This is a genomic window from Acidovorax sp. CF316 (assembly GCF_000276605.1).
Taxonomy (GTDB): domain Bacteria; phylum Pseudomonadota; class Gammaproteobacteria; order Burkholderiales; family Burkholderiaceae_C; genus Acidovorax.
Genome location: NZ_AKJX01000284.1, coordinates 20,643 through 34,409, shown reverse-complemented (window position 1 = coordinate 34,409; position 13,767 = coordinate 20,643). Strand labels below are relative to the sequence as shown.

At 69.0% G+C, this 13,767-nt stretch carries 15 protein-coding genes; 7 read left to right on the top strand and 8 right to left on the bottom strand.

From position 1 onward, the window contains the following. Positions 1 to 14 precede the first annotated feature (14 nt). From PMI14_RS31810 to PMI14_RS31800, 3 genes are all read right to left on the bottom strand, one after another. Positions 15 to 1,301: a sensor domain-containing diguanylate cyclase gene (locus tag PMI14_RS31810; RefSeq protein WP_007861606.1), complete on the bottom strand. Its 1,287-nt coding sequence runs from the start codon at positions 1,299 to 1,301 to the stop codon at positions 15 to 17. Positions 1,302 to 1,513: 212 nt separating this feature from the next. Continuing rightward, positions 1,514 to 2,614: a M48 family metalloprotease gene (locus PMI14_RS31805; protein WP_007861604.1), complete on the bottom strand. Its 1,101-nt coding sequence runs from the start codon at positions 2,612 to 2,614 to the stop codon at positions 1,514 to 1,516. Between the two features lie 29 nt (positions 2,615 to 2,643). Then, the gene (locus PMI14_RS31800) at positions 2,644 to 3,237 is read right to left on the bottom strand and encodes a LemA family protein (protein WP_007861603.1); all 594 of its coding nucleotides are present in this window, start codon (positions 3,235 to 3,237) and stop codon (positions 2,644 to 2,646) included. A 189-nt stretch (positions 3,238 to 3,426) separates the two neighbouring features. Here PMI14_RS31800 and PMI14_RS31795 point away from each other — a divergent pair, with 189 nt between their 5' ends. Further along, entirely contained in the window at positions 3,427 to 3,774 is a 348-nt protein-coding gene (locus PMI14_RS31795) for a DUF6172 family protein (RefSeq protein ID WP_007861602.1), read from the top strand. Positions 3,775 to 3,871: 97 nt separating this feature from the next. Here PMI14_RS31795 and PMI14_RS31790 read toward each other — a convergent pair whose 3' ends face one another. Then, a complete protein-coding gene (locus PMI14_RS31790) occupies positions 3,872 to 5,185 on the bottom strand; it encodes a DEAD/DEAH box helicase (RefSeq protein WP_007861601.1) in 1,314 nt (437 codons plus the stop codon). A 189-nt stretch (positions 5,186 to 5,374) separates the two neighbouring features. Here PMI14_RS31790 and PMI14_RS31785 point away from each other — a divergent pair, with 189 nt between their 5' ends. The 4 genes from PMI14_RS31785 to PMI14_RS35445 all read left to right on the top strand — a co-directional run bounded on the left by PMI14_RS31785 (position 5,375) and on the right by PMI14_RS35445 (position 7,264). Continuing rightward, positions 5,375 to 5,866: a DUF2721 domain-containing protein gene (locus PMI14_RS31785; protein ID WP_007861600.1), complete on the top strand. Its 492-nt coding sequence runs from the start codon at positions 5,375 to 5,377 to the stop codon at positions 5,864 to 5,866. A gap of 15 nt (positions 5,867 to 5,881) precedes the next feature. Continuing rightward, the gene (locus tag PMI14_RS31780; RefSeq protein WP_007861599.1) at positions 5,882 to 6,274 is read left to right on the top strand and encodes a translation initiation factor Sui1; all 393 of its coding nucleotides are present in this window, start codon (positions 5,882 to 5,884) and stop codon (positions 6,272 to 6,274) included. Positions 6,275 to 6,284: 10 nt separating this feature from the next. Continuing rightward, positions 6,285 to 6,497, top strand: coding sequence for a DUF3820 family protein (locus PMI14_RS31775; RefSeq protein WP_007861594.1), 213 nt, complete (start codon positions 6,285 to 6,287; stop codon positions 6,495 to 6,497). Between the two features lie 65 nt (positions 6,498 to 6,562). Next, a complete protein-coding gene (locus PMI14_RS35445; RefSeq protein ID WP_007861592.1) occupies positions 6,563 to 7,264 on the top strand; it encodes an SHOCT domain-containing protein in 702 nt (233 codons plus the stop codon). A gap of 4 nt (positions 7,265 to 7,268) precedes the next feature. Here the strand turns inward: PMI14_RS35445 and PMI14_RS31765 are convergent, their stop codons facing one another. Continuing rightward, positions 7,269 to 8,111: a phytanoyl-CoA dioxygenase family protein gene (locus tag PMI14_RS31765; protein WP_007861590.1), complete on the bottom strand. Its 843-nt coding sequence runs from the start codon at positions 8,109 to 8,111 to the stop codon at positions 7,269 to 7,271. 83 nt (positions 8,112 to 8,194) lie between these two features. On the opposite strand from PMI14_RS31765, the gene PMI14_RS31760 reads away from it, so the two are divergent. Continuing rightward, complete coding sequence (locus PMI14_RS31760; RefSeq protein WP_007861588.1) at positions 8,195 to 9,001, top strand: helix-turn-helix domain-containing protein; 807 nt, start codon at positions 8,195 to 8,197, stop codon at positions 8,999 to 9,001. A gap of 10 nt (positions 9,002 to 9,011) precedes the next feature. On the opposite strand, the gene PMI14_RS31755 is transcribed toward PMI14_RS31760, so the two are convergent. The 3 genes from PMI14_RS31755 to PMI14_RS31745 form a co-directional block, all read right to left on the bottom strand. After that, positions 9,012 to 9,977 (bottom strand): DMT family transporter, encoded by a 966-nt coding sequence (locus PMI14_RS31755; RefSeq protein WP_007861580.1) that lies wholly within the window; start codon positions 9,975 to 9,977, stop codon positions 9,012 to 9,014. 334 nt (positions 9,978 to 10,311) lie between these two features. Continuing rightward, entirely contained in the window at positions 10,312 to 11,328 is a 1,017-nt protein-coding gene (locus tag PMI14_RS31750; RefSeq protein ID WP_007861578.1) for a phosphotransferase enzyme family protein, read from the bottom strand. 63 nt (positions 11,329 to 11,391) lie between these two features. Further along, entirely contained in the window at positions 11,392 to 12,291 is a 900-nt protein-coding gene (locus tag PMI14_RS31745) for a LysR family transcriptional regulator (protein WP_007861576.1), read from the bottom strand. A 111-nt stretch (positions 12,292 to 12,402) separates the two neighbouring features. Between PMI14_RS31745 and PMI14_RS31740 the strand changes: the two genes are divergently transcribed. After that, the gene (locus PMI14_RS31740) at positions 12,403 to 13,668 is read left to right on the top strand and encodes an alpha-hydroxy acid oxidase (RefSeq protein WP_007861575.1); all 1,266 of its coding nucleotides are present in this window, start codon (positions 12,403 to 12,405) and stop codon (positions 13,666 to 13,668) included. Positions 13,669 to 13,767: the final 99 nt, after the last annotated feature.

The window sequence follows — 13,767 nt, the reverse complement described above, 5'->3', positions numbered from 1 at the left end:
GTGCGGCCGGCCGCTCAATAGCCCGGGCTGTCCAGGTCGGCATCGGCCAGTGCAATCCGGTCGCGCCCCTCGCGCTTGGCCTGGTAGAGCGCCTGGTCGGCCCGGTCCAGCAGGTCGCGCAGGCTGCGGTCGCTGCCCCTGAGCGTGCCCAGGCCCATGCTGGCGGTGATGCGGTAGCGGTGGCTGGCGCCTGCATCCATGCCTGCCAGCTCCAGCGTGCGCACGCAGTTGAGCAGCCGCACGGCCACCTCATGGCCCTGGGCCAGCGTGGTGCCCTGCAACAGCACGCCGAATTCCTCGCCCCCCAGGCGGCCCACCGCATCGCCGGGGCGCAGCCCTTCCATCACAGCGCGGGCAAAGGCCACCAGGGCGCGGTCGCCCTCCAGGTGGCCGAAGCGGTCGTTGATGGACTTGAAGTGGTCCACGTCCAGCATCAGCAGAGTGAGCGGCGTGCCATGCTCGCGCGCTGCGTGGTAGGCGGCCTCGGCCGTTTCCAGGAAGGCGCGGCGGTTGGCCATGCCGGTCAGCATGTCGGTGGTGGCCAGGCGGTGCAGTTCGCGCTCCAGGTTCTTGCGCTGCGTCACGTCGCGGTAGATGCCCTCCACCCCGGCAAACTGGCCCTGGTGGTCGTAGAGGGCGTGGCTGCTGATGGAGATGTCGATCACCACGCCGTCGCGCCGCACCATCTGCCCCGGAAAGTCGGCGACCTCGCCCTTTTCCTGGATGGCGGCCTTGAAGGCGTCGCGGTCCTTGCTCTGCGGGTAGTACGACTCGGCCGTGCGGCCCTCGATCTCGTGCGGCTCGTAGCCCAGCACGCGGCGCACCCCGGGCCCCACGTGCTGCACCACCCCCAGGGCGTCGGTGCGGTAGTACACGTCCTGCATGTTGTCGAACAGGCGCCGGAAGTTGTGCTCGCTTTCGCGCAACTGGTCCTGGATCTCGCTCTGGTGCGTCATGTCCATGCCGCACATCAGCAGGGCCGGTGCGCCCTGCCATTCGATGGCCACGCTGGCCACCAGCACCATGCGCAGCTGGCCCTTGTCGGTGCGCACGCGGAACTCGGAGGACTTGTTGGGCCGCCCCGCGTGGTCGGGCTGTTTCACGCGCTCGATGCGCTGGCTGGAGCGCGCCTTGTCCATGGGGTGCACGAAGTGGCCCAGGATGCGGCCCAGCAGGGCCTGCTCGCTGTCGGCCTCCAGCAGGGCCACGCCAGCCGCATTGGCCCGCAGAATGGCCCCGGCCGGCGTCACCACCAGTGCCGCTGCGGGCAGCAGTTGCAGTAGTTCCTCGTCGTGGTGCATGCGTGTTTGTAACAATACGTGTTGTTGCATTGTGGCACCGGGTTCCCAAAACGCCAGCAACTGTTTGCAATGGTCGATGGCGGGTGCGGGTTTCCCGCACGCCCTTCGGGGGCGCAGGAAACCCGAGGGTCGCCGAAGACGCCCATCGGCTGCGTAGGCCGACGCCGCGTTTGCGCACTGGGGCCGCCGGTGGGCCCGCAGGGACGGTTGCGTCAGGTAAAGCGCGCGAACGGGTCCACCAGGGACGCGATGGTAGGTGCCCCCGGTACCACGCCGGTGGCCGCGCTGCCGCGCCGCGCGGACTCGGGCTCCACGGTCACGGGCGATACCGCCAGCGGCTGCATGGGCCGGCCATAGACACGCCGCACGCGGTCTTCGAGCGTGGGGTGGGTGTCGAGCCGGCGCTCCAGCCGGCTGCCGCCTTCCACGTCCACCAGCAGCATGTGCTGCACGGAGGGCAAGGCCAGACCGGTGTGGCGGTGGTCCTGGGCATAGCCCGCGGGCGTGTCGCGGTGCTGGCCCATCACCTTGCGCAGCACGCCGCCCAGGCCCTCCTTGCTGCGCGTCCACTGCACGGCGCGGGCATCGGCCAGGTACTCGCGCTGGCGCGAGACGGCGGCCTTGAGCATGCGCCCCGTGAGCCAGCCGGCAAAGCCTGCCAGCATGATGGCCGAGCCGAACCACCAGGCCAGGCCGCGCCGCTCGCGCAGCGTGTCGCCAAAGTTGTAGACCAGCTCCAGCCCGAACACCATGCCCGCCAGCTGCATCTTCAGGCGCGTGTCGCCCTCGTGCAGGTGGCTCAGCTCGTGGGCCACCATGCCCTGCAGCTCGTCGCGGTCGAGGTAGTCGAGCGCGCCCTGCGTGACGGCCACCACCGCATCCTTCTCGTCCCAGCCGGCGGCAAAGGCGTTGATGGCGTCGACGCGCGGCACCACCATCACCTGCGGGCGGCGCATGTTGGCGGCAATGCACAGCTCATCGACGATATTGGCCAGCCGCTGCTCGGCGTGCGAGATCGAGGGCCGCAGCTCGCGCGCGCCGGCGCGCGTGGCCAGCCTGACGCCGCCAGCCCGCAGGTTGGATGTTTCCACCCACCAGCCGCCCAGGATGAGCATCAGCGACACGCCCACGTTGACGGCCAGAAAGCCCGCAGGGTAGGGCAGGTTGCCGGGCAGCACAGCCGCCATCAGCAGCCAGGCCACCACCAGCGCCCCGTGCACGGCGGCCACCAGCAGCGCCACGGCGATGGCAAAGCCCAGCAGCAGACGGCGCGTTTCGCTGCGCGCGTTCTCTTGTTGGTTCCAGAATTTCATGGGTCAGCCCTCGCGGTTGCGCGGACTGCTCAGAACTGGACTTTGGGCGTGCTGCGCTCCTCGGCGCTTTGTGTCGATTCGAGCATGGGCGAGCTCACGAAACCCAACAGGCGCGCCACGACCAGGTCGGGGAACTGCTGGGCCTTGTCGTTGAACTCCAGCACCTGGTCGTTGTAGGCCTGGCGCGCAAACCCCAGGCGGTTCTCGGTGCTGGTGAGTTCTTCGCTCAGCGATTGCATGGAAGCATCGGCCTTGAGGTCAGGGTAGGCCTCGGCCAGGGCCATCAGCCGGCCCAGGCTGCCGCCGAGCACACCCTCGGCCGTGGCCAGCGCACCCAGCGCGCTGGCACTGGCCGGCGTTGCACGGGCCGCGGTGGCTGCGGTCTGCGCGTTGCCGCGCGCCTTGACCACGGCCTCGAGCGTGGAGGCCTCGTGCGCCATGTAGCCGCGCGCCACCTCCACCAGGTTGGGGATCAGGTCGTAGCGCCGCTTGAGCTGCACGTCGATCTGTGCGAACGCGTTGGCAATGCGGTTGCGCAATTGCACGAGGCGGTTGTAGATCACGATGGCCCATACGAACACGACCACCAACACCGCCGACAAAATCCAGCCTCCAGTAGACATGGTGCACCTCCGTTGTTATGAATTTGATTGCGGTCCATCTTATAGAGCGCGTTTGTGGAACTGGTCGATAGCTGAAATCTGCAAGGGAATTGCGTCCGGCCCCTCGGTGTGCCACGATACAAGGTTGCCCTGTGCTGGTGTTTTCATGGCGCTTGGGCGGCAGGAGGTAGGCAAGAGGTACCATCGCCCATGCGTAAAACTTATCCATTGCACGTTGAAGGCAAGAACCCGGACCGGGTTCTGGAGGCCATCAAGCACGACATCCGCAAGTACATCAAGCGCGAACGGCGCCGCGACATCCCCGCAGGCGCGGACTTCTGGGACTTCGATTGCCAGTTCGGCGCCACCAAGGAAGCGGCCACCGTGGTGCACCTGTCGGCCCTTACCGGGTTGATCAATGGCGTGGCGGCCGAGGGCGGCCAGCAGTTCTACGTCGAGATCCTGGCCAAGCCGGGCAAGCGCACCGCGCGGCCTGCGGGCGAGCACGACGATGCCAACGATGGCATGGGCGCTGAAGACGACGACAGCGAAGATTGAGACACCACGGGGCGTGGGGCTGAAAGCTTCGCCCCCCGAACCGGCAGCCGGCTTGCCCCTTGCGGGGCGACCGGCTTTTTTTACGCCCGCAGGCGGCTCATTCGGGCTTGGGTGGCTTCTTGCCCAGGGGGCGCGCGGCTTCGGCAGCTGCCTTGGCTTCGGCCTCGGCTGCGGCGGCGCGCAGCTTGTCCTTCTTGCTCGGGCGGCGGCCCTTGATGCCACCGGTGCCGGGCTCGCCCGGGGCTGCCGGGGCAGGCGCTGGTGCCACTTCGGTCGGCTCGAAGCCGGCAATGGTTTCCAGCGGCAGGTTCAGGCCCTGGCGCTTTTCGATCAGCTTGAAATGCGCCGTGGCCTCGGGCGTGACGAAGCTCACGGCCACGCCGCTCTCGCCCGCGCGGCCGGTGCGGCCGATGCGGTGCACATAGTCGTCGGCCGAGCGCGGCAGGTCGTAGTTGACCACCGCAGGCAGCTGCGCAATGTCGATGCCGCGCGCCGCCAGGTCGGTGGTCACCACCACCTGCCAGCGCTCGTCCTTGAACTCCTGCAGCACCTGCTTGCGCGAACCCTGGCTCAGGCCGCCGTGGAAGGGGCTGGCGAAGATGCCGGCCTTGTAGAGCTTTTCGGCCACGTGCTCGGCCGCGTACTGCGTGGCCACGAAGACCAGCACGCGCGTCCACCCGTGCTCCTTGAGCAGGTGGCGCAGCAGCTGGGTGCGGCGCTTGTCGTCCACCGCGATGGCGCGCTGCGCGATGTCGGGCGTGTGTTGTGGCGTGGCGGCAATCTCCACGCGCACCGGCTGGCGCAGCAGGCCGTCGGCCAGGGCCTGCACGGCCTCCGGGAAGGTGGCCGAGAAGAACAGGTTCTGCCGCCTGGCCGGCAGCAGCGCCAGCACGCGCTGCAGTTCCTCGGCAAAGCCCAGGTCCAGCAGGCGGTCGGCCTCGTCCAGCACCAGGTGGGCCACCTGGCCCAGCTTGATGGCGTTGTGCTCCACCAGGTCGAGCAGTCGGCCCGGTGTGGCCACGATGACGTCGGCCCCGCCGCGCAGGCCCATCATCTGCGGGTTGATGGAGACACCGCCGAACACCACGGCCACCTTGGGAGGCTGCTGCAGGTGGCCGGCCAGGTCGCGCAGCACTTCGCCCACCTGGGCCGCCAGCTCGCGCGTGGGCACCAGCACCAGGGCGGTGACGTGGCGTGATGCCTGGCCGGTGGTGCCCAACTGCAATGCCTGCAGCAGCGGCAGCCCGAACGCCGCCGTCTTGCCCGAGCCGGTCTGCGCGATGCCCAGCAGGTCCTTGCCGTCCAGGATGGCCGGGATCGCCTCGGTCTGGATGGGCGTGGGCGCCGTGAAGCCCAGGGCCTGGGCGGCATGGGCAAGGGCAGGGGAGAGACCGAGGGCGGCAAAGGGCATGGGCAAGGCAGCCTGTGCACGGGGCACGGCCGCAAATGAAAGGGGTGGTCGCAGCCCGCGCGGGCTGTCTGGATGCCCCGATTGTCCTGCATCGGGGTGGTGGCGCGTGAAAAGGGCCGGTTTGCCGTGCCGCCATGCGAACCCCGTGCGCAGATAATCGGGCGGCCCGCATACACGCTACATCCCCCTATGGCCATCCCCACCGATCCCTCCGCCATCACCCACGGCATCCAGCTCGCGGTGGCGCCCGTGTTCCTGCTCACCGCCGTCTCCGGCATGATCGGTGCCGTGGCCGGCCGGCTGGCGCGCATCATCGACCGCGCCCGCGTGGTGGAGGACCGCGCCCGCGCCAACAACGACCCCGAGTACACCGCGCGTGCTTACGCCGAGCTGGGCGACCTGCGCCTGCGCGGCCGCCTGGCCAATGGCTGCATTGCGTTGCTGACCTTCTGCGCCTTTCTCATCGGCATCACCATCATCCTGCTGTTCCTTGGTGAAACCCTGGACTACCAGGCCAACCGCCTGGCCATCGGCGGTTTCCTGGCCGGCGTGGCCTCGTTCCTGCTGGCGCTGGTGTGCTTTCTGGCCGAGACGGTGATGGCCACGCGCCTGCTCAACTTCCACATGCTGCAGAACGAGCTGGGCGCCAACCCGGCCGACCAACCCAAAGAGCCGCAATAGACAAACAACAAGCACATGGCACCCGCACCCAAGAAATCCCTGTCCGACCTTGCCAGCCTGGGCGGCCTGGTCTACTCCACCGACGCGGGCCGCATGTGCCCTGAATGCCGCCAGCCGGTTGCCCAGTGCGTGTGCAAGGAGCTGGCCAAGAATGCCGTGCCCGCGGGCGACGGCATCGTGCGCGTATCGCGCGAGACCAAGGGCCGTGGCGGCAAGGCCGTCACCCTGGTCAAGGGCGTTGCGGTGGATGCCGCCGCGCTCGACCAGCTGGGCAAGCAGCTCAAGGCCGCCTGCGGCAGCGGCGGCACGGTGAAGGACGGCGTGATCGAAGTCCAGGGTGACCACGTGGACCGCGTGATGGCCGCGCTGCAAAAGCTCGGCCACAAGGTCAAGCGCGCGGGCGGCTGAGGGTCTCGCCATGGATGCGGAGAAGCTGCAGAAGCTGGTCACGATGGAGATGCCCTATGGCAAGCACAAGGGCACGCTGCTGGCCGACCTGCCGGGCAACTACCTCAACTGGTTTGCGCGCGAAGGGTTCCCGAAGGGGGAGTTGGGGCAGTTGCTGGCGCTGATGCATGAGATCGACCATAACGGCTTGTCGGATCTGCTGAGGCCGCTGAGGGGGCGATAAGGGCCGGGCTGGCGTAGCGCAGGAAAAGGCGTCCTTGAACGCTGGCATCCGTCGGAGGGAGAGCTATGGGATTCATGATTGGGGTGTTGGTCTTCGTCTTTATCTGTACCGTCGTGCACCTGATGTACAGGCCCGAGCGGACCGAAGTCGTGCCTGGTCCGAACTTGGAGAGTGCCGACGGATTTGTTGCCACCCAGCAGGTCGATGGGTGTGACGGTGTGACCGGTATCGCCATCGATGAGGCGCACAAAAAACTGCGGCTGATCAGCTACCACCGCGCTGGAGCTGCCGGTATTGACCAAGGCGGGGCTTTTGGTGCCGAAGAGGGACACGGCTTTGGCCCGGACCGGGATTGGGTCCATAGCGTCGATGTCGGTTATGGCGACATCCTGTCGGCAGAGGTGCTCGACGACTTTGCCCTTGCAGGGGATCGCATCGTCCTTGCCATCATGCGCGTGCAATTGCGCATCAGCTTGAAGAACACGTCCATTCCAACCCATAGCCTTGTTTTCCTGGAGTCCACCTTCCATGCGAACAGGGCCTCGTACGAGGCAGCCTTGCACAAGGCACGCCACTGGCTTGGTGTTCTGGAGGCTGCGGCCCACGAGGGCGGGCGTCCTGACGCGCCAAGCCCGGCGGATGGGGCATCCGCACCTTCGTCAGTACCTTCTGTTTCCGATGAACTCCGAAAGCTCGCCCAGTTGCGCAACGAGGGCGTGCTGACCGAACAGGAATTCCAGCAGCAAAAAGCCAGGCTGCTGGCCTAGGGGCTCAGCTCGCCTGCTGCCAAAGCACCGGAAACAGCGGGTGTTCCATGGCCGCTCCCGCCGGCAACGCATCCACCAGCCCCGGAAAATCCGGCGAGGTCTTCCAGCGCCGCGGCGCATGGGTGATGTCGTCGCCGATCATGCGCACCGAGAACACGCGGCGCCGGCGCCCGGGCTCCAGGCCGGCAGAGGCGTGCAGCGTGAGCATGTTGAAAGCGATGGCATCGCCCGGCTCCACGGCCCAGCCGCGGATGTCGTAGGCCGCGCGGTCGGCCTCGATGTCGGGCAGGTCGGCCAGGGCGCCCTCGGGGAACCACTTGGCTTCGTTGCTCATGAAGGTGCGCGGCATGAGCCAGGGGCCGCGGTGCGAGCCGGCGACCAGCTCCAGCGTGGAGGCGCGCGAGACGGGGTCGACGGGGATCCAGAAGCTCACGTTCTGGCTGCCCTCGATGTTGTAGTAGGGCTGGTCCTGGTGCCAGGGCGTGCGCTGGCGCGTGCCCGACTCCTTGGTGAGCATGTGATCGTGGTACAGGCGGATGGTGCTGCTGCCCGTGAGTTTGGCCGCGATCTCGGCCAGCGCGGATTGCGAGATCACGTCCCAGTAGGCAGGGATCTCCTGCCAGTTGCAGAAGTCCTCGATGAAGAAGCCCGGGTCGTCGGCGCGGCTGGCCACCTTGGCGCGCGGGCTGGGGGCGGCCAGGTTGGCATCGATGCCCTCGCGCAGCCGCTCGACTTCGGCAGGCCGCAGCACGCCGCGCAGGCAGACCACGCCATCGCGGGCGAACTTCTCGGCCATGGCGCTGGCGGGGGACTGTGCGTCGAATTCGGTGGGGTGGTTGGTCAGCATGGTTTCGTCTCCTGGGGCTGTACGGCAGAATCAGTCTAAATTGACGCGATTCAATCAAATACGCCTGTTCGGACAAGCAATCGATGAAGCCAGACAAGATGAAGCACCCGAAGGCCGCCTGCAAGCCGTCTGCCGCACCGGCGGCCATGGCACCACCGATGCTGTTCAAGGTGGTGCACCTGCAGCCGGGCGGTGCCGACCCGGCCGACAGCCATGCCGCGGGGCAGTTCGTGCACGCGCTGTCCGGCGTGATCGAGGTGGGCATGGGCGGGCAGGTGTTCCTGGCGCCGCCGCAGTACGGCGTGTGGATACCGCCGCACCTGGAGCATGTGTCGAGCAACCGGCACGAGGCCAGCTACGCCACCGTCTATGTGGCCGAGGGCCTGTGTGCCACGCTGCCGCGCCAGCCCTGCACCATGGTCATCAGCCCCTTGATCCAGGCGGTATTGGACACCTTGCGCGCGCGCCAGATCGCTGCACCGCGGAGTGCGCCCGAGCAGCGCCTGTTCGAGGTGCTGCTGGACGAACTGCGCGTGGCGCCCAGCCACGACAGCTACCTGCCCCTATCCCAGGACCCCCTGCTCGGCCGCGTGCTGGAAGCGCTGCTGGCATGCCCCTGGGATGGCCGCTCGCTCGCCGAATGGGCGGCCACGGTGCACACCACCGAGCGCACGCTGGCGCGGCGCTGCGAGCGCGACCTGCACATGCCCTTTGGCGAGTGGCGCCAGCGCCTGAAGGTGGTGCGCGGCATCGCGCTGCTGGAGGCCGGCCGCGCAGTCAAGGATGTGGCGCTGGAGCTGGGCTACAGCGCGCCCTCGGCCTTCATCACCATGTTCCACAAGCAGCTGGGCATGACGCCGCAGGCCTATTTGCGGCAAAAGACCTGTTGACGGAGAGCGCTCAGGTCTTTGCGGCGCGCGTCTTCGGCGCGATGAAGCCGGTGGACAGCCCCACGCCGCAGACGATGACGGCCGCGCAGACCAGCATCCACTGCGTGATGCGCTCGTCGAGAAACACCACCCCGTAGAAGGTGGCGAACACCGGCAGCAGGAAGGTGACGGTGAGCGCGCGTGCAGGGCCGGCGCGCTCGATCAGCCGGAAGAACAGGAAGTAGGCCACGCCCGTGCACAGCACGCCCAGCGCCGCGATGGCCAGCCAGGCGCGCATCGAGGGCATGTGCTGGGGCCAGTACATGATGGCCGGCACGGCCAGCAGCAGGGCCGCGCCGATCTGGCTGCCGGTGGCCGTGGCCAGGGGCGGCACCCCGGTGAGGTAGCGGCGCGTGGCGCTGGCGGCAATGCCATAGCACAGGCAGGCCAGCAGGCAGGCGCCGATGGCCCACAGGGCCGCGTTGTGGTTGCCCGCGCCGTCGCCATCGCGCAGCCCCGCACTGCCGCTGGCCAGCATGACCACGCCGATGAAACCGATGGCCAGGCCCACCAGGCGCCAGCCGCTGGGCCGCTCGCGGAACCAGACCCACGCCACCAGGGCCCCGAACATCGGCGCCGTGGCGTTGAGCACCGCCGCCAGGCTGCTGTTGATGGTCAGCAGCGCAAAGCTGAACAGCGCGAACGGCAGGCCCGAGTTGAAGACACCCAGGGCCATGCTGGCCTTCCAGTGCTGGACCAGCGCGGCCCCCTGTCCGCGGAACATCATGAGGGGAAACAGGAAGACAGCACCGATGCTGACGCGGGCCGCTGCCGTGGGCAGGGCCCCGAACTCGGCGGCGCCCATGCGCATGAACAGGAAGGACGCCCCCCACAATGCCGCGAGCAGCACCAGGTCGACGACCCAGGCCTTGGCGCCGTGGGTCGGTTGCGGGGCCTGCGTGTCCGCAGGGGAGGAGATGGCTGTCTTGTTGTTCATGGATGTCACTTGTTGCCCGGGTCTCAGCCTCTGATTGGGCGCCAGATCGATCGCGCCATTGATGCTATTTGTTCACCAATGGGGCCTATCTCGCTCATCAATCGTGCAGCCAGGAGGCGCGCGCATTGTGCGAGGAACGCCGGGCCTTTGGCAAGGGCCGCAGGTGCGCCACGGGCCATGCACGCCACGGCGAAAGCGTGAACTACTTCACACCCGTTTTTGGGGGGCCAGGGCTATGATTTCCCCGTCGACCCACCCGTGGTCGGCGCCTCCCTTGTGCAAGCAAGTTGCCCGCCTCGTGCGGGCTTTTTTTGCGGGGTGCGGCCGAGGCTGCTCACTCAGGGGTCTTGAACGACTCCCAGTACTCCATGATCTTGAGCACCTGGCGCAGCTGGCTGGTCGGCATGGTCTGTGTGCCCCAGGTAGCATGGCGCCCGGCCGTCTCGCCCATGATCCAGAAATGCCGCACGTTCAGGAAGGCGGCAATCGCCTCGAAGTCTGCCTCTCCCAGTGCGCGCACGCTGCGGTAGCCCGCCAGGTAGTGGCGCCAGCGCGTGAGCCCGGCCTCGTCGAGCGCGCCGCCCACCTTGCGCGGCAAGGTGTTCCACAAGTACACGCACAGCTCATAGGCCAGCAGCCCCGGGCCCGCATCGTCGAAGTCGAAGAACGAGGCCAGGCGCGTGCCGTCGGGGCCATCGGTCATGAAGTTGTTGGCGCCGTGGCAGTCGCCATGGCAGGCCACGCGGGTCAGCGAGGGCCGCAGGGCGCTGATGCGCGCGTCCAGGCGCCCGGCCAGGGCCGTGTACGCGGCGCGCAGGCCATCGTCCATGGCCGGCGCTGCGCACAGCTGTTGCAGCGGGGCGCGCAGCAGGTCGGGCAGGTCGAGCTGGTACCGGCTGGGCGGGCCCGCGTAGCCCTGCGCCAGTTCATGCAGCAGGGCCAGGCCGCGGCCCGTGGCCTCGGTGTCCGGCACGGACTCGCCCGGCCACTCGCCCGAAAGGTGCTCGAACAGCACCAGCGGGCGCGGCCCCTCGGGCAGCGGCAGGGCTATGCTGGCCGCACCGTCGCGCGCGGCCAGCGGCGCCGCCACAGGTGCCCCTGCGGCCTTCAGGTGCCAGAGCATCGCCGTCTCATAGGCGGTATTGGGTGCACCGCGCGGACGGTCGGCGCACAGCCGTGCCACGGCCTGCCGGCCGTCGGCAAAGCGCAGTTCGTACACCTGGTTGAAGCCGCGCCGCATCAGCACGCAATGGGTCACCTCGCCCAGGGCGTAGTGCTCCATCACCTCGCGAGCGATGGCGCCCCCCGTGGGGGTGGACTGGGCGATGTCGATTGAGGCAGCGGTGGTCATGGGCAGGGCGTGCGGCGTGGAGGGCCGGCGATTCTGCCTGAAGTCAGGGCGCCATGTGGGCGCTCAGAACACACTGCCCGCCACCGTGAAGTCCGCCTCGCGCACCGCAATGTCGCGCAGCGCCGCCACCAGCGGCCGCAGGTCATCGCGCCGGTGGTGCAGCGCGTAGTCCAGCAGGCCCAGCGGCACGCGGCTGGGCAGCTGTTGCAGCACGCCGCGCCCGCACAGCGCCTGCGCCCAGCCCAGGGGCAACAGGCCGATGCCGCCGCTGTGCGCCAGCAGGCCGGCAATGGCGCCCCAGTGGTTGCAATGCAGGCGGCGCACAGGCTGGGCGCCGGCCTGGCGCAGCCAGTCGTCGATGAGCTGGGTCACGCCCGAGCCCTGGGGCAGGCTGACCAAGGCGTGGGCCTTCATGGCGTTGGCATCCATGGCCGCCAGCCCCGCAGCCACCGCAGGGCTGGCGCACCAAGTGAATGTGGCCTGGGCGATGGGCACCGAGGTGAGTGCGCTGCGGCTTGCGGGCCCGGCGATCACCGCCACGTCGAGCTCGCCCTTGTCCAGCCGCTCGGCCAGGGCCGCGCCCACATCCACGTGTACGCTGACCTCCAGGTCGGGGTGGGCGCTGCCGATGGCCGCCACCAGGCGCGGCAGCCAGGTCAGCGCCGTGAGCTCGCCCACGCCCAGGCGGCAGGGGCCGCGCAGGCCGGTGGTGGCGCCCATGGCCTGGTGCACCAGGTCGGTCTGCCGCAGCAAGGCGGCGGCCAGGGGCACCAGCCGCGTGCCTGCCTCGGTCAGCGCCGCGCGGTGGCCGGCGCGGTCGAACAGCACCTGGCCCAGCGAGGCCTCCAGCTCGGCGATGCGCTTGGACAGGGACGATACCGACACGTGCACGCGATCGGCCGCCATGGCAAAGCTGCTGCAGGTGGCAGCCCAGTAGAAGGCTTCGAGTTGCTTGAGCGTCATGGCCTGGGTGTTTCTATTTGGCGAACAAGGTGATGTTAATAAATTCGCTTTCTTGATGGGTTGGGATGCCGGACACTGGCTTTCGGCTTTCACTTCCATGAAACTTCCGCAATGCCCTCTCCCTCCGCTCCAGCCATCAGTCCCTGGCAAGCCTTCGACGGCACGCGCCGCAGCGGGCGCACGCGCGACCTGCTGTCGCTGGGCGACTTCGAGGCCGCGGCCCGCCGCGTGCTGCCGCGCCCGATCTTTGGCTACATCGCCGGCGCGGCCGAGGACAACCGCGCCCTGGCCGGCAACCGCCAGGCCTTCGACGAGCTGGCGCTGGTGCCGAGGGTGCTGCGCAACGTGGCCCAGCGCGACCAGGGCGTCACGCTGTTCGGCACGCGCTATGCGAGCCCCTTCGGCATTGCGCCCATGGGCATCACGGCGCTGTCGGCCTACCGGGGCGATGTGGTGCTGGCGCGGGCCGCGGCGGCGGCGGGCATACCCGCAGTGCAGAGCGGCAGCTCGCTGATCCGGCTTGAGGAGGTGATGGCGGCCGCGCCCGGCACCTGGTTCCAGGCCTACCTGCCGGGCGCGCCCGAGCGCATCGAGGCGCTGCTGCAGCGCGTGGCCGCAGCCGGTGTGCAGACCCTGGTGGTCACGGTGGACATCCCGGTGGCCGGCAACCGCGAGAACAACCTGCGTGCGGGCTTTTCCACCCCCCTGCGGCCCAGCCTGCGCCTGGCGTGGGACGGGCTGGTGCGTCCGCGCTGGCTGGCGGGCACCTTGCTGCGCACGCTGGTGCGCCATGGCATGCCGCACTTCGAGAACTCGTTTGCCGAGCGCGGCGCGCCCATCCTGTCCTCGCGCGTGCAGCGCGACTTCTCCGGGCGCGACCACCTCGACTGGGGCCACATCGCGCAGATCCGGCGCCAGTGGCGCGGGGCCCTGGTGGTCAAGGGCATCCTCAGCCCGCACGATGCCGCGCTGGCGCGCCAGCACGGGGTGGACGGCATCGTCGTCAGCAACCACGGCGGCCGCCAGCTCGATGGCGCCGTGGCCCCGCTGCGCGTGCTGCCGGCCATTGCCGAGCAGGCCGGTAGCGCCATGGTGGTCATGCTGGACGGCGGCATCAGCCGCGGCACCGATGTGGCCAAGGCCCTGGCGCTGGGCGCGCAGGCCGTGTTCGCGGGCCGGCCCTTCAACTACGCCGCCGCCGTGGATGGCGAGGCCGGCGTGGCCGCCGCCATCGGCCTGCTGCGCGCGGAGGTGGACCGCAACCTGGCCCTGTTGGGTGTCTGCTCCTGCGCCGAGCTGGGCCCGCAGCACCTGGTGGACCGGCGCACGCCCTGGCCGCTGGCGCTGCAGCCTGCCGGATCGAATCACCCCCTCTGACCGCCGACGGCCGCAAACTCGCCATGGCCACCGCGGCAGCGCCGGCCATGGCGGAGCGCCTGTGCCATAGTGGTGGGCAGAACCCCACTCCGCAGAGCC